At 67.0% G+C, this 19,404-nt stretch carries 18 protein-coding genes; 15 read left to right on the top strand and 3 right to left on the bottom strand.

Annotated features, from left to right (window positions below; genetic code table 11):
* The first annotated feature begins 176 nt into the window (after positions 1-176).
* The 5 genes from NNX37_RS03540 to NNX37_RS03520 are packed head-to-tail and all read left to right on the top strand — an operon-like array spanning position 177 to position 4,784.
* The gene (locus tag NNX37_RS03540; RefSeq protein ID WP_255790877.1) at positions 177-731 is read left to right on the top strand and encodes a TRAP transporter small permease; all 555 of its coding nucleotides are present in this window, start codon (positions 177-179) and stop codon (positions 729-731) included.
* Positions 731-2,002: a TRAP transporter large permease gene (locus NNX37_RS03535; protein WP_255790921.1), complete on the top strand. Its 1,272-nt coding sequence runs from the start codon at positions 731-733 to the stop codon at positions 2,000-2,002. The genes NNX37_RS03540 and NNX37_RS03535 overlap by 1 nt, the downstream gene beginning before the upstream one ends.
* A 51-nt stretch (positions 2,003-2,053) precedes the next feature.
* On the top strand, positions 2,054-3,088 hold the full coding sequence (locus NNX37_RS03530) for a DctP family TRAP transporter solute-binding subunit (protein WP_255790874.1): 1,035 nt from the start codon (positions 2,054-2,056) through the stop codon (positions 3,086-3,088).
* A gap of 5 nt (positions 3,089-3,093) precedes the next feature.
* Positions 3,094-4,083 (top strand): phosphotriesterase family protein, encoded by a 990-nt coding sequence (locus tag NNX37_RS03525; RefSeq protein WP_255790873.1) that lies wholly within the window; start codon positions 3,094-3,096, stop codon positions 4,081-4,083.
* A gap of 5 nt (positions 4,084-4,088) precedes the next feature.
* Complete coding sequence (locus NNX37_RS03520) at positions 4,089-4,784, top strand: TetR/AcrR family transcriptional regulator (protein WP_255790872.1); 696 nt, start codon at positions 4,089-4,091, stop codon at positions 4,782-4,784.
* A gap of 116 nt (positions 4,785-4,900) precedes the next feature.
* On the opposite strand, the gene NNX37_RS03515 is transcribed toward NNX37_RS03520, so the two are convergent.
* A complete protein-coding gene (locus tag NNX37_RS03515; protein ID WP_255790871.1) occupies positions 4,901-6,271 on the bottom strand; it encodes an APC family permease in 1,371 nt (456 codons plus the stop codon).
* Between the two features lie 66 nt (positions 6,272-6,337).
* Here NNX37_RS03515 and NNX37_RS03510 point away from each other — a divergent pair, with 66 nt between their 5' ends.
* The gene (locus NNX37_RS03510) at positions 6,338-7,321 is read left to right on the top strand and encodes an NAD(P)/FAD-dependent oxidoreductase (protein WP_255790870.1); all 984 of its coding nucleotides are present in this window, start codon (positions 6,338-6,340) and stop codon (positions 7,319-7,321) included.
* An 81-nt stretch (positions 7,322-7,402) separates the two neighbouring features.
* Here the strand turns inward: NNX37_RS03510 and NNX37_RS03505 are convergent, their stop codons facing one another.
* A complete protein-coding gene (locus NNX37_RS03505) occupies positions 7,403-8,449 on the bottom strand; it encodes an NAD-dependent epimerase/dehydratase family protein (protein WP_255790869.1) in 1,047 nt (348 codons plus the stop codon).
* A 132-nt stretch (positions 8,450-8,581) separates the two neighbouring features.
* Here NNX37_RS03505 and NNX37_RS03500 point away from each other — a divergent pair, with 132 nt between their 5' ends.
* From NNX37_RS03500 to NNX37_RS03460, 9 genes are all read left to right on the top strand, one after another.
* Positions 8,582-9,643, top strand: a complete 1,062-nt coding sequence (locus NNX37_RS03500) for a glutathione S-transferase family protein (RefSeq protein ID WP_255790868.1) — start codon at positions 8,582-8,584, stop codon at positions 9,641-9,643.
* 206 nt (positions 9,644-9,849) lie between these two features.
* The gene (locus NNX37_RS03495; RefSeq protein ID WP_304659119.1) at positions 9,850-10,809 is read left to right on the top strand and encodes a FecCD family ABC transporter permease; all 960 of its coding nucleotides are present in this window, start codon (positions 9,850-9,852) and stop codon (positions 10,807-10,809) included.
* Entirely contained in the window at positions 10,806-11,870 is a 1,065-nt protein-coding gene (locus tag NNX37_RS03490; protein ID WP_407079913.1) for a FecCD family ABC transporter permease, read from the top strand. Before NNX37_RS03495 ends, NNX37_RS03490 begins: the two co-directional genes overlap by 4 nt.
* A 1-nt stretch (position 11,871) precedes the next feature.
* A complete protein-coding gene (locus NNX37_RS03485) occupies positions 11,872-12,777 on the top strand; it encodes an ABC transporter ATP-binding protein (RefSeq protein ID WP_255790866.1) in 906 nt (301 codons plus the stop codon).
* Between the two features lie 101 nt (positions 12,778-12,878).
* Positions 12,879-13,880, top strand: a complete 1,002-nt coding sequence (locus NNX37_RS03480; protein ID WP_255790919.1) for a siderophore-interacting protein — start codon at positions 12,879-12,881, stop codon at positions 13,878-13,880.
* A 71-nt stretch (positions 13,881-13,951) separates the two neighbouring features.
* Positions 13,952-14,980 carry an ABC transporter substrate-binding protein gene (locus NNX37_RS03475; RefSeq protein WP_255790865.1) on the top strand — a complete coding sequence of 343 codons (1,029 nt, stop codon included), beginning with the start codon at positions 13,952-13,954 and terminating at the stop codon, positions 14,978-14,980.
* The gene (locus NNX37_RS03470) at positions 14,964-16,067 is read left to right on the top strand and encodes a FecCD family ABC transporter permease (RefSeq protein ID WP_255790864.1); all 1,104 of its coding nucleotides are present in this window, start codon (positions 14,964-14,966) and stop codon (positions 16,065-16,067) included. Before NNX37_RS03475 ends, NNX37_RS03470 begins: the two co-directional genes overlap by 17 nt.
* Positions 16,064-17,131, top strand: a complete 1,068-nt coding sequence (locus tag NNX37_RS03465; RefSeq protein WP_255790863.1) for a FecCD family ABC transporter permease — start codon at positions 16,064-16,066, stop codon at positions 17,129-17,131. Before NNX37_RS03470 ends, NNX37_RS03465 begins: the two co-directional genes overlap by 4 nt.
* A gap of 296 nt (positions 17,132-17,427) precedes the next feature.
* Positions 17,428-18,315, top strand: coding sequence for a M23 family metallopeptidase (locus NNX37_RS03460; RefSeq protein ID WP_255790862.1), 888 nt, complete (start codon positions 17,428-17,430; stop codon positions 18,313-18,315).
* A 25-nt stretch (positions 18,316-18,340) separates the two neighbouring features.
* Here the strand turns inward: NNX37_RS03460 and NNX37_RS03455 are convergent, their stop codons facing one another.
* A complete protein-coding gene (locus tag NNX37_RS03455) occupies positions 18,341-19,303 on the bottom strand; it encodes a diacylglycerol/lipid kinase family protein (protein WP_255790861.1) in 963 nt (320 codons plus the stop codon).
* Positions 19,304-19,404: the final 101 nt, after the last annotated feature.

The following is a 19,404-nucleotide window of genomic DNA, read 5'->3' as shown; positions in this document are numbered from 1 at the left end:
CGCGATGTAGTGTCGTGACTGGAGTTCAGACGTGTGCTCTTCCGATCTTGGTCCGGGGCGCTTCTGCGTGCAGGGCCGTGCCGGGAGTTACCAAAACGTGAGTTGTCTCACAATGTATTAACTAGTAAGTTACAAACGATCGGCAGGGCTGCCGACGTTGTTGACGAAGGAGTCAAGTGCCGGACAAGCAGAAGCCACCACCCGGAGAACCAGGGCGGTGGGGAAGAATCGCGGCGGTTATCACCCGCATTGAAATAGTCATCGGCGCGGTTGCGCTCATCACCATCCTGGCCATGGTGTTCCTGCAGGCGCTGCAGCGCTACCTGCCCGGAGGGGGTTTCGCCTGGACCGGCGAGCTGGCCCGCTTTGCGCTCATCTGGCTGACCTTCGCGGCAGCGGGCGTGCTCGTCAGCACCAACGGGCATATCGCGCTGGAAATCGTGGACGCCATCCCCAACCAGATGGTGGTGCGGTGGGTCCAGGTCGTTGCGCTTCTGGTCGTTGCAGCTACCGGCGTTGGCCTGACCATCGAGGCATTCGCACTCATTGACTCGCAGCAGATCATCAAATCCCCCGTGCTCGGGATACCCATGTCATGGGTCTACATCCCGGTGCTTATCGGAGTCATAAGCCTCGCGGTCCGGGCCCTGATCGCCGCCGTGCTCGTGGCCAAGAACGGGCCGATGCTCACGGAATACGACACCGACGAGAGCACGGGGGCAGTCCTGTGATGCTCGCCCTCCTCGGCCTCGCCATTGCCGTACTCCTCATCATCCGTGTCCCCGTGGCAATCGCGTTCCTCGGTCCGTCACTGGTGTACATGCTGGCGAACGGGCGCTCTTCCGGGAGCGCACTGCGCGAGGTAGCCAACGCCGCCGACAGTTTCCCGTTGCTTGCCGTGCCCCTCTTTATCCTGCTCGGTGCGCTGGCCAACCACGCCGGAATAGCCGACCGTCTGTTCCGCTTTGCGATGGCTGCCTTTGCCTCCGTGCGAGGAAACCTCGGCTATGTAAGTGTGGGCGTCAGCCTCGGCTTCTCCTGGATGAGCGGATCCGCCGTCGCAGACGCCGCAGCGCTGGGCAAGGTGGAAATTCCCGCCATGCTCCGCAACGGGTACAGCCGCCGCTTCGCTACCGGCGTCGTTGCGTCTTCATCGCTCATTGCGCCGGTTATGCCGCCGAGCATTCCGGCGGTCATCTTCTCCGGGCTTGCTGCTGTTTCCACCGGGGCGCTGTTCGCAGCCTCCGTGCTGCCTGCACTGGCCATGACCCTCGGGCTCTGCATAGTTGTCTTTGTGCTGGTACGGCGGCAGCCCAACATCGTCCGGGGCACCTTCGACAAGGCCGAGTTCACCGCCTCGCTCAAAGGCGTGGCACTGCCCCTGCTCGCGCCGATCATCATTCTCGGCGGCATCCTCGGCGGGTTCTTCACCCCCACCGAAGCCGCCGCCGTCGGCGTGATGTATATGCTGCTGCTCGGAATCGTTCAGCGCAGCCTTTCGCTGGCAGGACTGCTTGCCGCCATCCGGGAGACCGTCCTCACTACCACGGGCATCATGCTGATTGTCGCGAGCGCGTCCCTGCTGGGCTACATCCTCGCGCGGGAGCGGCTGCCGCAGATGCTGACGGAGGCGATGTTCGGTTTCACCGACAATCCCACGGTCTTCCTGATCCTGGTGGTCCTGCTTGCACTGGTGCTGGGCACCGTCATTGACGCGACCGCCATCCTGGTGCTCGTGGTCCCCATCCTGATGCCGATCGCGGTGCAGTACGGGGTGGACCCGATTTCCTTCGGCGTGCTGCTCATCATCGCCCTCATGATCGGCCTGCTGACGCCTCCGGTGGGAACGGTGCTTTTCGTTGTCTCGGCGGTGTCCAGGACCCGGATCGGCGAGGTCTTCCGCGGATCGCTTCCGTTCACCATCCCGTTCCTGATGATCCTGGCGCTGATTATCGCCTTCCCGCAGGCCCTGCAGGTGCTTCCTGGCTGGCTGGGTCTCTAAACCGATGAACCCCAAAGCAACAGATACGCAAAACCGATGAGAGGAAAAACCATGAAGGTACAACGACGCAGGCACCTGGCCCTGGCCACCCTGGCGGTGCTGCCGGCAATGATGCTGGCCGGCTGCTCAGGCGGCAATACGGAATCCGAATCCGAAGGCGGAGGCGGGGGAGGAGAGGAAATCGAGCTCACCCTGGCCCATAGCTATAACGAGGACCAGCCGCAGCATCGCTGCGGAGCCCAGGTCATCGCTGACGAGGTAGCGGCGGCCGACGTCGGGGTGACGGTGGAGATCTTCCCGTCCAGCCAGCTTGGCGGCGACGCGGACCGTATCTCCTCCGTCGCGTCAGGGGACATCGACATCGATATCCAGGGAGCGTCGGCGCTCGGGGCGGTCTACGAGCCGATCAGTGTCCTCGACGCGGCCTACGTGTTCGAGGATTCCGACCACCTTGCCGCGTTTATGGCCAGCGACGAATCGCAGACCGTGATTGACGGTTTTGCCGAGTCCGCAGGTGTCCAGACCCTGGGCGCGTGGTCCGCAGGTGCCCGGCAGTTCACTGCCAACAAGCCCGTCACCGAGCCTGCCGACCTTGAGGGCCTGCGGATCCGTTTCCCCGGTTCACCGCAGTTCCTGATGAACGCAGAAGCCCTGGGCGCATCCGCCACGGAGGTGGCCTATGAAGAGCTGTACCTCGCGCTCCAGCAGGGCACCGTGGACGGTCAGGAAAACCCGATCACCAACATCAAGGCGCAGAACCTTGCCGAGGTGCAGGACTACCTGAGCATGACGAACCACCAGCTCAACACGAACCTCATCATTGCGGGGCCGGTCTGGGACGACCTCTCGGAAGAACAGCGGGAGGCAGTGAACGCCGCCGTGGAGAAGGCAGTCACGGAGGTGACGACCTGCGTGGAGGAGGACGAGGCCGAAACGCTGGCCCAGTGGAAGGCCGACGGCGCCTGGGAAATCGTCGAGGACGTTGACGTGGACGCCTTCCGCAGCGCAGCCCTTGAGCATCTGGAGGGGGAGTACACCGGAGACTCCCTGGCAGTGTTCGAGTCAATCCGCGCTACGGCTGACTAACCGCCGTGGGGTCGACGACGGCGACGCGCACCGTGCCAACCTTCACCGGGGACATCCCAGCGGATGAGCTCGGGACTACCCTCATCCACGAGCATGTTTTTGTAGGGCATCCCGAACTCGACCTCAACCTGCCCCATCCCGAATGGGACGAGGAGCAGGCGGTGGAGAAGGCCGTTGCTGGTTTCGAGCGGCTTTACGTTCTCGGAGTGCGTACCGTCGTCGACCTCACAGTGCCCGGGCTGGGCCGCGACGTTGCACGTGTGCTGCGCGTGGCGCGGCGCAGCCCGGTACGGCTGGTAGCCGCCACGGGTTACTACACCGCCGACGGGTTGCCGCAGTTCTTCCGGACCCATGGTCCCGGCGGCCTGGTGGACTCGGCAGATCCGCTTGTTGAGCTCTTCCTTCGGGATATCCGGGAGGGAATAGCCGGCACCGACGTTCGGGCCGGCATGCTGAAAGTCTTCTCCGATGCCGAGGGCATCACCCCCGACGTGGAACGTGTGTTCGCGGCGGCTGCGCAGGCACATCTGGAGACCGGGGTGCCGGTGACCACGCACTCACATTCACCGTCCCGGGGCGGCATAGCCCAGCAGAGGCTGCTGGCCCGGATGGGAGTGCCGCTGGACCGTGTGGTGATTGGCCACGCGGGGGATTCCGGGGATTTGGATTATCTGATGGCCCTTGCTGACTCCGGATCCTATCTGGGATTCGACCGGTTCGGGATGGATCATGTGGTCTCTGATGCGCAGCGGTTCCGGGTGCTGTGGGGGCTCCTTAGCCGCGGGTACGCTGATCAGATTGTGCTCTCGCATGACGCTGCTTTCTTCAGCAGGATTACCCCACCGTCGTGGCGCGAGCGTGCCGTGCCGAACTGGCACATGGAAAACGTGCATACCCGGGTGTTGCCGCGGCTGCGGGAACTAGGGCTGGATGAAACGGTCCTCGAAACCATGATGATTGACAATCCACGCGTCCTGCTGGCACACGGGACATAACTGAGATGAAAGACGGTAGACCTATCAGCAGCCATTCCGTGCAGCAGCACGAGACACTGCGAAAGCGCGACCCCGAACGCACACGAGCCGAGATCCTGGCGGTATCGACAGAGGTTTTCGCCGCTCAGGGATACTCCGGGGCGCGCGTGGACGAAATTGCGGACAGGACCCGCACCACGAAGCGGATGATTTACTACTACTTCGGCAGCAAGGAACAGCTCTACCTCGCAGTGCTCAAGAGCGCGTACAGCGGCATCCGTGAGGCCGAGCGGGCCATCCAGGTGTGCAGCCTGAAACCTACTGAGGCCATCCGCCAGCTCGCCGAACTGACCTATGACCACCATGTCCGCAACAGTGATTTCATTCGGCTGGTCATGATTGAGAACATCCACCAGGGTGTCTTCATCCGGCAGATTGAATCGATTCGCGAGATTGTGGAGCCGGCCGTCGGCATGCTGGACGAGATCCTCACCCGGGGGCAGGGGGAGGGGGTGTTCCGCCATGACGTGGACGCCTTTGACGTGCACCTGCTTATTAGTGCCTACTGCGTTTTCCAGGTGGCAAACCAGTACACCTTCGGCTATCTCTTCGGCAGGGACCTGCACGCCGTGCCGCTGAGCGGGCATCTGAGGTCCATGCTCGGCGACGTCGTTGTGTCGTGGCTGCTGGCACCGGAGGGAACGGCCCGGCCGGTCACCTGAACTGAAAGTGCAGCACTTGCCGTTTTGCGGATCGAGACTGCAGTAGTTACCGTTTTCCGGCTCCAAAACGGTAACTACTGCTGTTTCGATTCCACGGGGGGCACCTCGCCGGCCGCCTACTTTTCCGATGCGGTGATCTCCGGAGCCTTTCGGCCGCGGTGGCCCTTGGCACCAAGGTTCCTGCCCTTGGCCAGGAACCGGGCTCCGAACAGCAGCAGCCCGATAAGCATCAGGGCGCCGGCCCGCAGCCAGACCGTGCCGTCCTGCTGGGTCAGGAGCAGCAGGCAGGACGCGATGGCCAGATACGGCACCACGATCGGGGCTTTGAAGTGCTTTTCCTCCACCTTGTCCCTGCGCAGCACAATCACTGCGAGGTTGGTGCTCAGGAAAACGAAGAGCAGCAGGAGGACCACGGTCTCGGCCAGTGAGGCCAGTCCGCCGGTCATGGTCAGGATCATGGCGACGGCGGTGGTGGCGATGATGGCCACCCACGGGGTCTTCCGGTTGGGCAGCACCCGTCCGAAGACGGCGGGAAGCAGGCCCTGTTCTGACATTCCGTAGGTCAGCCGCGAGGACATGATCATGGTCAGCAGGGCGCCGTTGGCCACGGCCACCAGGGCCACCAGGCTGAAGAGCCAGTCCGGAACGCCGAACCCGGTGGCGCTGACGACGTCGAGCAGCGGACCCGAGGACCCAGCGAGGTCCTCAGTGGGCAGCGCAATGGATGCGGCCAGCCCGATCAGGATGTACACGAGGCCGGCGGTGAGCATGGCGCCGAAAATGGCCTTCGGGTACACCCGGCGGACGTCGCGGACTTCCTCGGCAATGTTCGCCGACACCTCGAACCCCACGAAGGAGTAGTAGGCGATCACCGATGCGGCGAGGACCGCCGTGCCCGGATTCACGCCTACCGGGAACTGGGTGATTTGTTCCGTGAAGCCTTCACCCTTGCCCAGCATGAGGCCAACCAGCACGATCACCAGAACCAGGCCGGAAAGCTCAATCACGGTCATGACCACGTTGCTGCGTACCGATTCGGAGATGCCGCGGGCGTTCAGCAGTGCCACCAGCAGCAGGAAGACAATGGCCGCGGGGACCGGAGGGACGTCCAGGAACGGGCTGAGGTAGTCGCCCGTGAAGGCCAGCGCCAGGCCCGCAGCACTCGTTACGCCGGCCGCGAGCATCGCGAAACCGACCAGGAACGAGATGGCCGGCACCTTGAAGGCACGCTGGGCGAACACCGCCGCACCGCCGGCCTTCGGATACTTGGTCACGAGCTCGGCATAGGAGGCGGCGGTCAGCAGCGCGAGCAGCAGGGCAACCAGCAGCGGCACCCAGATGGCACCGCCGACCTCACCCGAGACCTCGCCCACCAGCGCGTAAATACCCGCACCGAGCACGTCGCCGAGAATGAACAAATACAGCATGGGCCCGGTGATGCCCTGCTTGAGTTTGGAGGCAGGCTTTTCCTGCGTGGTTTCTTCCATAGGGAAAAGTTTAGACAAGATAGTAAGAATGCTGATGATTCCTCCCCGGTCCTGTAAAAATTACCTATGACCAGTTCTGAATCTGCACCAACAGCTCCCGAATACGACGTAGTTATTGTGGGCGGCGGCATGGCCGGGCTCACTGCCGCACTGGTCCTGGGACGGGCGCGCCGCCGGGTGGTGGTGCTCGACGCCGGGACGCCGCGCAACGCCCCCGCCGGCCATGTCCACGGCTTCCCCACCCGCGACGGCATGCCCCCGGCCGAACTCCTCGCCCTCGCCCGTGCCGAGGTCCGCGGCTACGGCGTCGACCTCGTGGACGCGACAGTCGCCGCCGTGGAGCCCTCCGGCACGGTCCGGACGGGCGACGGCCGGGAATTCCGGGGACGTCAGTTGATCCTCGCCACCGGACTGCGCGACGTCCTGCCGGACATCGAGGGCCTGCGTGCCCGCTGGGGCCGCGACGTGCTGCAGTGCCCCTACTGCCACGGCTATGAAACCGCCGGCAAAGTGCTGGCTGTGCTGGGCACGGAGGAAACCTCCATCCAGCAGGCACAGCTGGTCCGCACCTTCTCCGCTGACGTGGTGCTGGTCCTGCACGCCGACATTTCCCTCAGTGACGAGGACGCCAACGGCCTGGCCGCGATGGGCATCCGCGTCCTCGCGGGCCAGGTGGCGGAACTGAGTGTCGAAAACGATGCCCTGGCCGGTCTGGTGCTGGCCGACGGGCGGACCGTTCCCTGCGAGGCCCTGTTCCTGGAACCGGCCGCGGAGATGGACAAGGGCCTGACCCGGCACCTTGACGTGGATGACGACGGCTGTATTGTCACCGACGGGCTGGGGCGTACCCGCCAGGAGCGGATCTGGGCCGTGGGCAATGCCACCGATCCCTCCGCGCAGGTTGTCGCCGCGGCGGGGGATGCGTACCGCCTGGCGGTAGTGGTCAACGCCAAGCTGCTCGAAGAAGACCTGGGGCTGGCCGTGGCCTCCGCAGGGGAGAACCCCATGGCAGGCATGGTGGAAGCCGCAGCGCTCCGGGAAGCCGTCTAGGGAGCCGGCCGGCCGAGCGGCGGAAGGCCCCGGCTGGTCGCCCCGCCACAGGCCCTCCCCCGTCACAGCCCGGCGCCGCCGCTAGCGGCGGCGCCGGCTCCGGGGTGCGAGCAGCGGAGAGCCGGCCGCGCCGTCGCCGGAGCTCATTCCGTCCAGCACATACTTCAGGGATTCCAGTGAGGTGCGGCGCGGCTGCCAGCCGAGCACTTCCCGCGCACGGGTGGTGTCCATGACGGGAGCACCGGCGGCCATGTCGATCCAGCCCGGGTCGGTGGCCTGCAGATGGGCTGCCCACGTCAGCCCGACGACGGCGCGCACCAGCTTCACCGGCACGTTCAGGACCCGCTTGGCGCCCAGCACCCCGGCGAGCAGTTCCGGGGTGATGATCGGATCGGCGGCAATGTTGAAAGCGCCCTCGGCCCGCTGGTCCACCACCCGCCAGTAGGCATCGGCAATGTCATCGGCATGGACCGCCTGGAAAACGAACTCGGCGGGCAGCGGAAGCAGCGGCAGCGGAAGCTTGTTGAGGACGAACTTGGGGATCACCCGGCCCACGAAATAGCCGCCGATCTCGCTTCCGGCGTCGGAGGAGAAAATCAGGCCCGGGCGCAGGCGGGCCACCGCGATCTCCGGGTATTCCAGTTCGAACCGGTCCAGCAGGGCCTCCTGTTCACCCTTGTGCCGGCTGTAGTGCGAGCTGGCGATGCCGCGGGCCGGCCAGGACTCGTCCGTCAGCCGGTCCTTCGGTGCCGGGCTGTACGCGCCCACCGAGGAGGCGCAGACGAACTGGCGCACCCCCGCGGCGGCCGCAGCAGCGAGCGCGTTTTCCGTCCCCTGGACGTTAACCCGGTGCAGCTCGGCTTCGTCGCGGTTGGGCTGGATCAGCCAGGCGAGATGGATCACCGCATCGGCCCCGCGGAGCGCCTCGGTCAGTTTGCCGACGCTCCCGGTATCGCCGACGTCGACGCTGTGCCACTCGACGTTGGTGTACGGCGGCAGCGAGGTGTCGGGGAGCCGGCGGGCAATACCCACCACCTCCAGGTCGCCGCGCTCGCTGCGGGCAGCGGCCAGGCGGCGCAGAACGGCCGTCCCCACGTTTCCGGTTGCTCCGATAACGGCTACTCGCATGGTCCAGGTCCTTCCGTTGCACTGCTGCTGGCGTTCGCCTTCGACTCTACCGCCGTGCTCTCTTTCCGGCAGCCTTTGAGCAGCCCGGCGGGAAGCCCTGAACGGAGGCGGAAAAGGGCTAATCTGGTGGGCATGACCACTGAAGGAACAGCGCAGGCGAACAGCTCCGGAGACCACAGCACCAAGGGCTCCTATGTGACCGGCGGGACCGAATACACCCGGGACACGAACTACATCGAAACCCGGATCACCCGTGACGGCCGCGACGGCTACCCCGTGGAGGCGGGCCGCTACCGGCTGGTGGCTGCGCGCGCCTGCCCGTGGGCCAACCGGACCATCATTGTCCGCCGGCTCCTCGGGCTGGAGGATGCCATTTCGCTGGGCCTGCCCGGACCCACCCACGATGCCCGCAGCTGGACCTTCGACCTGGATCCGGACGGACGGGACCCGGTGCTGGGCATCGAGCGGCTGCAGGAGGCCTTCTTTAAGCGGGTCCCCGGCTATCAGCGCGGGATTACCGTCCCCGCCGTCGTCGACATTCCCACCGGTGCCGTGGTGACCAACAACTTCCCGCAGATCACCCTGGATTTCTCCACCGAGTGGAAGGAATTCCACCGCGAGGGGGCGCCGGACCTGCTGCCGGCGGAGCACCTGGAGGAAATGGAGCAGGTCAACAAGCGGATCTTCACCGAAGTGAACAACGGGGTGTACCGGTGCGGGTTCGCCGGCTCCCAGGAGGCCTACAACGCCGCCTATGACCGCCTCTGGACCGCCATGGACTGGCTGGAGGACCGGCTCTCGAAACAGCGCTACCTGATCGGGGACACCATCACCGAGGCGGATGTGCGGCTGTTCACCACCCTGGTGCGCTTCGACCCGGTCTACCACGGACACTTCAAGTGCAACCGGAACAAGCTCACCGAGATGCCTGCCCTCTGGGGGTACGCGCGGGACCTGTTCCAGACACCGGGCTTCGGGGACACCGTGGACTTCGAGCAGATCAAGGCGCACTACTACATAGTCCACGAGGACATTAACCCCACCGGGATTGTTCCGCAGGGGCCGGACGTCGCCAACTGGCTGTCCGGGCACAGCCGGGAGGAGCTGGGCGGCAGGCCTTTCGGGAACGGAACCGCCCCCGGGCCGGTCCGCGAATCGGAGCGCGTGGCCCCGGGGCACGGCGCCGGAAACTAAGCAGGCGGCACCGTCCTAATACGCAACATAAACGTTTCTTAAAGGCCCCGACCATAGGCTAGCCTTACTTAAGAAATTGCCTGTTGCCCAAGGGAGGTGCCTACGTGAGTGTTGCCGCACGCCCGTCAGGCGTTTCCCGACCGGACGTCCCGGCGGACCCCGAAGCCCCCGGCACCCGGCGGCGTGCGGGCCATCTCCTCCTGACCATGCTGGTGCTGGCTCTTGCCTGCGCCGCATCCGTGGCCGTCGGCGCCCGGCCGGTTGCTCCCGGCACCGTCTGGGACGCCTTCACCGATTTCGATCCTGCCAACGGGGACCACGCGGTTGTCCTTTCACGTGTGCCCCGCACCGTCCTGGGCCTGCTCGCGGGTGCGGCCCTGGGCCTCGCCGGCGCGGCAATGCAGGGTGTCGCCCGCAATCCGCTGGCGGACCCGGGCATCCTGGGCGTCAACGCCGGTGCAGCCTTCGCCGTGGTGCTGGGCATTTATGTTTTCGGCGTCACCCGCCTCACCGGCTACATCTGGTTCGCCCTTGCCGGCGCCGCGCTGGCCGCCGTCGTGGTGTACCTGGTCGCCAGCCTCGGCAGGGAAGGCGCCACCCCGGTCAAGCTGGCCCTGGCCGGCGCTGCACTGAGCGCCGGGCTGATGTCCTTGCTCAGTGCCGTGCTGGTCTCCAGCCAGCAGACCCTGGACACCTTCCGGTTCTGGCAGGTGGGCAGCGTGTCCGGCCGCGACTGGGACACCATCGTTGCGGTACTGCCGTTCCTGGCAGCCGGTGCCCTGATTTCTGTCAGCGCCGGACGCGCGCTGAACGGCCTCAGCCTGGGCGACGACGTGGCCCGCGGGCTCGGCCAGCGCGTCGGGCTCAGCCGGGGGATCACTGCCCTGGGTGTGGTGCTGCTGTGCGGGGCGGCCACCGCCGCCGCCGGCCCCATCGCCTTCATCGGCCTGGTCATCCCGCACGTGGTGCGCAGCTTCACTGGCCCGGACTACCGGTGGATACTGCCCTTCTCCATGCTCCTCGCCCCGGCGCTGCTGGTCAGTGCGGACGTAGCGGGACGGGTCCTGCTGCCCCCGGGGGAGATTCCCGTCGGCGTCACCACCGCCGTGATCGGCGCCCCGGTGTTCATCTGGCTGGTGCGCCGGCGGAAGCTGGCCGAGCTGTGAACGCCGTCGTCGAGACTCCCCGCTCCGCCCCCGCCGGCGCGGCAGACGCCGTCCGTGCTGCCCGGAAACTGGGACGACGACGCCGGGTGCTGACGCCGGCGCTGCTGGCCGCTGCAGTGTTGGTGCTCTTTGCGGTTTACGTGTTGCTCGGGACCTATACCTTCACCGTTCCGGATTTCTTCCGGATCCTCTTCGGTGAGCAGATTCCCGGCGCCACCTACATCCTGATGGAGAGCAAACTCCCGCGGGCCGTGATCGGCACCCTGATCGGGGTCGGCTTCGGTATTGCCGGCGCGGTCTTCCAGACGCTGCTGCGCAACCCCCTGGCCAGCCCGGACATCATCGGCATCAGCTACGGTGCCAGCGCCAGCGCAGTCTGCGCCATCGTACTGTTCGGCGCCGCCGGAACCACCGTGTCCATCGTCGCCCTGGCAGGCGCCCTGCTGGTGGCCATGGCCATCTACCTGCTTTCCCGCCGCGGCGGTGTGGCCGGATACCGGCTGGTGCTGGTGGGCATCGGCTTTGCCGCCGTTATGCAGGCCCTGGTCAACTTCCTGCTGACTCGAACGGACATCCGGACCGCGTCCGAAGCGCTCGTGTGGCTCAACGGCTCCCTGAACAACAGCAGCTGGGACCGGGCCGCCGTCCTGGCAGTATTCCTGCTGGTGCTCCTCCCCGCCGCGGCCGTGCTCTCCCGCACCCTGCGCGGACTGGAACTGGGGGACGACGCCGCCGCGGGCCTGGGCATCCGCGTGGAAACCGCCCGGCTGGCCCTGATTATCGTGGCCGTCGGCCTGGCCGCCGCCGCGACTGCCGCCGCGGGACCGGTGGCTTTCATCGCGTTCCTCTCCGGTCCCATCGCGCGGCGGCTGATGCACGGGGAGGCCACCCTGCTCACCGCCGGCCTGGTGGGCGCCTGCATAGTCCTTGCGGCGGATTTCGTCGGCGCCAACCTCATCCCTGGCGTCACCCTGCCGGTGGGCGTCGTGACCGGCGCCCTCGGGGCACCTTTTCTTCTGTGGCTGTTGGTCACGTCAAACCGCGTAGGCCAAGGAGGCTGACATGGAGAACCTGCTTTCCGCTGAAAAGCTGGAGCTCGGATACGACGAGCGCAAAGTGGTGGACTCGCTCTCGCTTACCTTGCCCGCGGGCAGGATCACGATCATTGTCGGCGCCAACGCGTGCGGAAAGTCCACGCTGCTGCGGGGCCTGGCCCGGCTGCTGAAGCCGGCCGGAGGCACCGTCTACCTCAACGGCAAGGACATCCACTCAGTGCCGAGCCGGCAGGTGGCCCGCACGCTGGGGCTGCTTCCCCAGACACCCACGGCACCCGAAGGGATCACCGTGGCGGATCTGGTGGGCCGCGGCCGCTACCCGCACCAGGGCTGGTTCCGGCAGTGGACGGCCGCCGACGACGAAGCCGTTGCCGCCGCATTGGCGGCCACCGATACCGTGGACCTGGCCGGGCGGAACGTGGACGAGCTCTCCGGCGGCCAGCGCCAGCGGGTATGGATCGCCATGGCCCTGGCCCAGGAGACCGACATCCTGCTGCTGGACGAGCCCACCACGTTCCTGGACGTTACCCACCAGATCGAGGTCCTGGACCTGATCACCGACTTGAACCGGCGTGCCGGCACCACCGTGGCCATAGTCCTGCATGACCTGAACCTGGCCGCCCGCTACGCGGATCACCTGGTGGCCATGAAGGACGGACGGATTGCCGCGGAAGGCGCCCCGGCCGACGTCGTCACCGAAGAACTGGTCAGCACGGTCTTCGGGCTGGCCTCCCGTGTCATTCCGGATCCTGTCTCCGGCACCCCGATGGTCGTCCCGCTCGGACGCCACCACAGCGCCGCACCGGAACCGGAAGCAGAGCCGGAACCGGAAAAGCCCTCTGGCTACCTGCCCAACCCGGGGGACGGCCAGCGTCGATCCGGCATCAACGAGCCCATGGAGGCCGCATCATGACGCACGTCCGCTCCGTAAACGGCGCAGCTGCCGCTTCCGTCGACCCCGCCGGCACTGCGTCCGCGCGCCCGGCCCGCCGGGTACGCAGCACCGCCGCCGTGATGTCCTTCGACGTCGAGGTCAAGCGGATTGTCCGGCTGGGTGCCAACTTCCAGCGCATCACCTTCGCCGGAGCCTGCCTGGCCGATTTCGGTGTGCAGGGACAGACCCACGACCTGCGGATCAAGGTGATTGTGCCCTGCATCGACGCCGACGGCACCTCCCTGCCGCTCCCGGACCTGTCCACGCTCGACGCCGGCTGGTACCAGGACTGGCTGAAACTGGACCCGGCCACGCGCGGCTGCATGCGCACCTATACCGTCCGCGGTGCCCGCTGCTCCGGACCGGAACCCGAAATCGACGTCGACTTCGTCCTCCACTTCGACGAGGACGGCAAGGGCGGGCCGGCCTCCAGCTGGGCCGCCGCAGCGGTGCCGGGGGACCGGGTCTGCGTCATCGGCCCCAACGTTGCCCAGTGCGTCACCGCCGAATCCTACGGCGGCATCGAATGGCGTCCCGGCATGGCCCGGCACGTGCTGCTCGCCGGGGATGAAACGGCTGTTCCGGCGATCACCGCGATCCTGGAATCACTGCCGGAAGACGTGACCGGCCACGCCCTGATGGAGATCCCCTCCAGCGGGGACCGCCAGGAGGTCCGCACCGACTCCGACGTGCAGATGATCTGGCTCGCCCGCGGCGCCCGGCCGCACGGTGAACTGCTCGACGCCGCGGTGCGCCAAGTGGTCGCGCTGCCCGGCTGGGCATCAGTCGAGACCACCGACGGCGCCCCGTTCCGTCCCAGCCCGACCCTGCGGGAACCCGAGGAAGTCAACGTGGACGAAGCGATCCTCTGGGAAACCCCGCAGCGGCTGGACCCGGCCGTGGTGGAAGCCTCACGGAACCCGCATGCGCCGTCGGGAGCCCTTCCCTTCTACGCATGGATTGCCGGTGAAGCCGCCGTGGTGCGCGGCCTGCGCCGCTACCTGGTGCGTGACGTCGGGATTGACCGCAAGCAGGTGGCCTTTATGGGCTACTGGCGCAAGGGCCGTGCCGAGCTGTCCTAACCGCTCCGGCCCCAAGTTTTTGTTATGACCGGCCCGCCGTACGGCGGGCCGGTCCCTCTGAAAGGAAAACCATGAAAAGAGCTCCGCTCGCTGCCCTGCTGGCAGTCCCGGCAGTCCTGCTGGCCCTAAGCGGCTGCGGCGCCGATGCCGCAGAGAGTCCGGCATCCGATTCGACCGGGGAAGCTTCGGAGCAGTTCCCGGTAACCATCGAGTCGGCACTGGGAGAGGCCACCATTGAGCAGAAGCCCCAGCGCGTGGTCACCCTCGGGTGGGGTTCGGCCGACACCGCCGTCGCGCTGGGCACCACGCCGGTGGGCGTCGAAGAGGTCACCTGGGGCAATGACGAGCACGGCAACTACCCGTGGGTGAGCGAAGCCATCGAGGAGCGCGGAGACGATTTCCCCGCCACGTTCACCGGCGGACAGGACATCGACATCGACGCCATTGTGGCACTGGAACCGGACCTGATCCTGGCCCCGAACTCCGGCATCACCCAGGAGGACTTCGACATCCTCAACGACCTGGCCCCCACCGTTGCCTACCCGGAAAAGGCCTGGAACATCGACTGGGATGACCACATTTCGGTGATCGGCAAGGCGCTGGGCGAGCCGGAGGCAGCAGAGGAAGCAGTTGCCGGCGTCGAGCAGGCACTGGCCGACAGCGCAGCCGAACACCCTGAGTTCGAGGGCAAGACCTTCGCCTACGTCTGGGGCGGCGGCGCCCCGGGTTCCCTTGTGCTGTACAACGAGGGTGACGCGCGGGTGGATATCCTCACCGCGCTGGGGATGACCGTGGATCCGGCCGTCAAGGACATTCCCTCGAGTGAAGGCAGCTTCACCTCGGAACTGGGGCTCGAAAACGCAGCCAAGCTGACGGACGTCGACGTCCTGTTCACCTGGTACAACGACGAAGCAGAGCAGCAGCGTACGGAAGAGCAGCGCCTGTTCGCGCAGATCCCCGCCGTGGAACGCGGCTCCGTGGTGCGTAACCTTGACCGCCAGGTAGGCATGGCTTCCAGCTTCCTGACCCCGCTGAGCGTCCCGTGGGTCCTGGACCGGTTTGAGCCGATGATCGAAGAAGCAGTTGCCAAGGTCGACTAGTTCGGCGCCTGCTGAGGTTCCGGCACGAGCCGGACACCCGGGAGCGGCCGGTGCGGATGCACCGGCCGCTCTTCGGCGTTCACTGCTGAGCGCCGGACGGGGGACCGCCCTGCTGGCCGCGGGCCTGGGAGTGCTGCTCCTCGCCGTCGTGACCAGCCTGGCCGTCGGTGCCCATCAGCTGAGCCCCGCGGAAGTTGCAGCGTCACTGTGGACGGAAATCACCGGCACGGGCAGCACCTACGCCGACGACGTGGTCGCCAGCCGCGTGCCGCGGACCGTCCTTGGCCTCATCGCCGGTGCGGCCCTTGCCGTGGCCGGAGTCATCATGCAGGGCCTGACCCGGAACCCGCTGGCCGATCCCGGCATCCTCGGCGTGAACGCCGGTGCCGCCGCGGCCCTGGTCACCGGGATGGCCTTTTTCGGTCTTGGCACCACAAGCGCGAATGTCTGGGTTGCCCTCCCCGGCGCCCTTCTCACCGTGCTGGTGGTGTATGGACTTGCCTCGGGCCGACGCGGTTCCACGCCCGTGCGTCTGGTTCTGGCCGGCACGGTGATTTCCGCGGTGCTGATGTCCTTCATCCAGGCCATTGCCCTGACCCGGCCCGAGGTGTTCACCATGTACCGGTTCTGGGCCGTCGGTTCCCTGAGCGGACGGACCATGGAGCAGGCCTACGATGTCCTGCCGTTCTTCCTGGTGGGACTGGCTGCGGCGCTCGCCACCGGACGCTCCCTGAACGCCCTGGCGCTGGGGGAGGAGGCTGCAGCTTCGCTGGGCCTGCGGCCGCAGACGGCCAAGATCACCGGCGCCCTCGCCGCTGCAGTGCTCTGCGCTTCGGCGACCGCCGCCGTCGGACCCATCGGCTTCGTGGGCCTCGCCGTGCCGCACATTGTGCGCAGCTTCACCGGACCGGATCACCGCTGGCTGCTGGTCCTGAGTGCCGTCGTCGGCCCGGCCCTGCTGCTTTTTGCCGACGTCGCAGGCCGCCTGGTGGCCCAGCCCGGTGAAGTGCTCACCGGCGTTATCACCGCCCTCCTGGGCGCACCGCTGCTGATCCTGGCCGTCCGCCGGATGCGGGCCGTGGCATGAGCGGCGCCCGCACCGATTCCGGGTCCCGTCCCGCATCGCAGACCCGCACCGCCCGAATCGGGAAGAACATCAGTTTCCGTTACCGCAGGCGCAGCGTTGCAACCACCCTCCTTCTTACCGCCGCACTGATCCTGGTGGGGGCATTCACCCTGACCGCCGGTGACCTGGGACTGAGCTGGGGCGAGTTGTTCGGACTCGCCGTCTCGCCGCCGGAGGGAAGCGCCTCCTTTGTGCTCGAACGGCTGCGCGGCCCCCGGTTCCTGACCGCCGTGGGCGCAGGTATCGCGTTCGGCGTGGCCGGCTCCCTGTTCCAGACCGTGACCCGCAACCCGCTCGGAAGCCCGGAGGTGGTGGGGCTGACCAGCGGAGCGGCTGCCGGAGCCGCCGCGACCACGCTGTGGCCGGGCTATCTCCCGGTGCCGGTTGCCGCCGTCCTGGGCGGGGGCATAGCAGTGGGACTGGTCTGGCTCAGCACCGGCCGCGGTTTCGCGCGGCCCGGGAAGCTGATTGTGGCGGGCATCGGCATTTCCGCCGTAGCGACCGCCCTGACCTCACTGGCCATGACAACCGTGGGGGAGCAGCAGGCGCAGACCCTCGCCTTCTACCTCAACGGCTCCCTGGCCTCCCGGTCCTGGTCCCACGTGGTGACCATCGCCGTCGCGCTGGTCCTGGTGCTGCCCGCCGCCGCGGCGCTGCAGCGGCAGCTGAACCTGGTGTCCCTCGGGGACGATATGGCCCAGGCTCTCGGCGTCCGGGTGGTCCGTACCCGGACGATCGCGATCCTCCTGGCCGTGGTGCTGGCTGCCATGGCCGTCAGCGTCTGCGGCCCCGTTGCTTTCGTTGCCCTCGTTGCCCCGCAGATCGCCCTGCGCCTGCTCGGTGTCTCCTCTCCGGGCGTGGTTGCCCCGGCGCTGGTGGGGGCTCTGGTGCTGACCCTGTCCGATTTCACGGTGCAGCAGATCGACATTGGCGCGGCCCTGCCCGTGGGGATCTTCACGGCGGCCCTGGGCAGCGTCTATCTGGGCTACCTGTTGCTCGGGGAGGCGCGGAAAGGAGTGCTCTAGCAGGGACGCGCCGCGCCCCCGGGGCAGTGCGACGGCGGCCACAGGTGGGCCGGACACCGGTCACCGGGGGCGTTGGCATTGGTCACAAAAGGCGGACGGCGGGCCTGCCGGTTCCTTAACATTGAAAGCGGGCCGGATTGGTGTCCGGCGGACCGGAATGGTCCGGCCGGCACAATCGCATTGATCCGGCTTTCCAATCCCGGTGACCCGGTGAAGCTGCCCGGGACCGGTGTACACGGACGTCAAAAGTCCTGCAATCGCAAAGAGTCCTTGACCAACGCACACTGAGGTGACTGTTGACCGAGCACTTCTTAGAACGACTTCCCCTTGATCTGCGTGCTTCCGCCGAAAACCTGCGGGCCCACGCGAAGACCCTGCGTACCTCCGCCGCAACACTGCGCTCCCGGGCTGCGGACCTGGGCAGCCGGGCAGGAACGGAGATGGGAACCTCCGCCAGGAAACTGGGGGCCCGCACCGTAGAGCTGGGTGGCTCCGCCAGGAACTGGATCGAAGAACATGACACCCCTCACCGCCGGACAGGCGCGCTGTCCATCGCAGCCGCCGTCGCTCTCGGCGGGCTCGTTACCGGTACGGCCGGATCAGTTGAATCGGACCTGCGGATTGAACGCCAGTCAGTGGTCAGCGAACTGTCCACCGCCTCCACCGGGGAAGGTCCGGACGGCGGCACACCGGACGGCGGGGCACCGGCAGCAGACCCCGCAGCACCCGAACCGGCTCCCGCAGCGGAACCGGCCCCCGAACCCGCTCCTGAACCTGTCGCCGAACCCGTCCAGGGACCGGTGCCGCCCGTGGATGACATGGTGGTCACCTCCCCGTTCGGCTACCGGAACAACCCGCTGGCTCCGGGCGCCCTGGAATTCCACACCGGGACTGACTTCGGCGCCGTGACCGGGACACCCGTGAAGGCCATGCTCGGCGGGACCGTGACCGAAGCCGGCTGGCATACGACCGGCGGCGGAGGGCTGCGTGTGGTCGTTGACCACGGCGACGGCGTGCAGACCACCTACAACCACCTGAACAGCATTGACGTGAGCGTGGGGCAGGCGGTGGATGCCGGCGCGGTGGTCGGTGGAATCGGCAGCACCGGAAACTCCACCGGACCGCACCTGCACTTCGAGGTGCTGCGGCACGGGGACTACGAAGACCCGATGGGCTGGTTGTAACCGCCCACCGGGGACCCGGTGAGGCCTACGGGACCGGGTTGGTGAGGACCGCGGGGTCTTTCTTGCCGTGGGGCATCCGGATCCGAAGGGCGTTCTCGTCCATCTCGAACAGGATGTGCGTGGCGTTGCCCAGGTGGTCGCCGTCCATTTCGAAGTCCAGCGGGGACTCGGTCCACACTTCAGCACGCTTGCACTGGTAGTACTCAACGGCTGTGCTGCTTCCCTTGCCGCGGCGCAGCAGGCCGGTCACCACGCCCACCCAGCCGAGCTTGCCCTTGGGCGCCAGGGTCAGGATGTCCAGCAAGCCGTCGTCGAGGCGGGCGCCGGGGAAGATTTCCAGGCCGCCGGTGATCTTGCCGCAGTTTCCGCCCATGACGCTGCGCAGCCGGCGGTGGATCGGCTTGCCGCCGTCAATCGAGATGGTGGTCTTCACGGGTTTGCCGGGCAGGTTCCGGATGCCGGCGTCGACGTAGGCCAGCCAGCCGATCTTGTCCTTGAGCGCATCCTTGGTGTCCGCCATCATGCCGGCGTCGTACCCCAGCCCGGCCATCACCAGGAAGGTGTCGCTGTCCACTGCCTCGTCAACGGTCACGTGGACGACGTCGATGCGCCGCTCGGTGCCGTTCAGGGCGGCGCGGACCGCCTGTTCCGGGTCGTCGACGCCGATGTCCAGGTTGCGTGCCAGCAGGTTACCGGTGCCCAGCGGCAGCAGGCCCATGGGGAACGTGGTGCCGGCCAGCTCAGCGGCCACGCAGCGGACGGTACCGTCGCCGCCGGCGGCGATCACCAGGTCGACGCCGGCCTCCATGGCCTTGCGCGCCATGGAATGCCCCGGGTCCGCTTCCTCGGTGTCGAAGAACAGCGGCTCATCCCAGCCTTCGTCGGCGCAGATTTCCGCCACCCGGACGCGGACGTCGAAGTCCGTCTTCTTGATGGGGTTCACAATGACAGCGGCACGTTGGCGTGACGGGGTGGCTGGGCTGGTCATGGTGTCCTTATCGTAAGCATGCGTACTTTAGTTCCGGCTCCGAGTCTAGCCCGGTCGGCGGCCCGGCGGCGGCTCCCGCCCGCGGTCCGGTTTGAACGCGG

This window comes from Arthrobacter zhaoxinii (genome assembly GCF_024385505.1).
GTDB lineage: Bacteria > Actinomycetota > Actinomycetes > Actinomycetales > Micrococcaceae > Arthrobacter_B > Arthrobacter_B zhaoxinii.
Note: the sequence above shows the minus strand (reverse complement) of the source record. Positions and strands in the feature narration are given on the sequence as shown.

Bases quoted from the DNA above. Each gene is read 5' to 3' on its own strand.
- NNX37_RS03480 (WP_255790919.1), top strand. From the start codon at position 12,879: ATGTCCTTCGACGTCGAGGTCAAGCGGATTGTCCGGCTGGGTGCCAAC.
- NNX37_RS03465 (WP_255790863.1), top strand. From the start codon at position 16,064: ATGAGCGGCGCCCGCACCGATTCCGGGTCCCGTCCCGCATCGCAGACC.
- NNX37_RS03510 (WP_255790870.1), top strand. From the start codon at position 6,338: ATGACCAGTTCTGAATCTGCACCAACAGCTCCCGAATACGACGTAGTT.
- NNX37_RS03530 (WP_255790874.1), top strand. From the start codon at position 2,054: ATGAAGGTACAACGACGCAGGCACCTGGCCCTGGCCACCCTGGCGGTG.
- NNX37_RS03515 (WP_255790871.1), bottom strand. From the start codon at position 6,271: ATGGAAGAAACCACGCAGGAAAAGCCTGCCTCCAAACTCAAGCAGGGC.
- NNX37_RS03455 (WP_255790861.1), bottom strand. From the start codon at position 19,303: ATGACCAGCCCAGCCACCCCGTCACGCCAACGTGCCGCTGTCATTGTG.
- NNX37_RS03475 (WP_255790865.1), top strand. From the start codon at position 13,952: ATGAAAAGAGCTCCGCTCGCTGCCCTGCTGGCAGTCCCGGCAGTCCTG.
- NNX37_RS03535 (WP_255790921.1), top strand. From the start codon at position 731: ATGCTCGCCCTCCTCGGCCTCGCCATTGCCGTACTCCTCATCATCCGT.
- NNX37_RS03495 (WP_304659119.1), top strand. From the start codon at position 9,850: ATGCTGGTGCTGGCTCTTGCCTGCGCCGCATCCGTGGCCGTCGGCGCC.
- NNX37_RS03485 (WP_255790866.1), top strand. From the start codon at position 11,872: ATGGAGAACCTGCTTTCCGCTGAAAAGCTGGAGCTCGGATACGACGAG.
- NNX37_RS03500 (WP_255790868.1), top strand. From the start codon at position 8,582: ATGACCACTGAAGGAACAGCGCAGGCGAACAGCTCCGGAGACCACAGC.
- NNX37_RS03520 (WP_255790872.1), top strand. From the start codon at position 4,089: ATGAAAGACGGTAGACCTATCAGCAGCCATTCCGTGCAGCAGCACGAG.
- NNX37_RS03505 (WP_255790869.1), bottom strand. From the start codon at position 8,449: ATGCGAGTAGCCGTTATCGGAGCAACCGGAAACGTGGGGACGGCCGTT.